At 61.7% G+C, this 311-nt stretch carries 1 protein-coding gene; it reads right to left on the reverse strand.

Annotated elements, in window-relative coordinates:
• The coding region (locus tag BIV01_RS19150; RefSeq protein WP_217642576.1) for a hypothetical protein at positions 1-311 on the reverse strand (311 nt) is incomplete at both ends.

A 311-nucleotide genomic window follows, 5' to 3' on the forward strand; every position in this document is an offset into this window, starting at 1 on the left:
GTCCAGCAACGGGGCCAGGTAAGAGGCGGCCAACTGGGGTTCGTTGCGCTCCCGGTAGATCTCGATCAGGGCGCTGTTCTGCCAGCAGGAAATCAACATGGGTTGGCGGGGGTCGCTGTGGTGCTGGTCGACCCATTGCCGCACTCGGGTACAGGTATCCAGGGCTTCGTCGATATCTCCCCGATTGTACTGAATCCAGGCAAGCAGGCCGCCGCTTGAGAGCACGGTACTGGGTTTGCGTTCCAGTTCCCCATAACGCACAGCGGAGGTCAGGGCATCCTCGGCGGCCGCCAGGTCGCCCTTACCATAAT

Source organism: Curtobacterium sp. MCBA15_013 (assembly GCF_001865095.1).
Taxonomy (GTDB): domain Bacteria; phylum Actinomycetota; class Actinomycetes; order Actinomycetales; family Microbacteriaceae; genus Curtobacterium.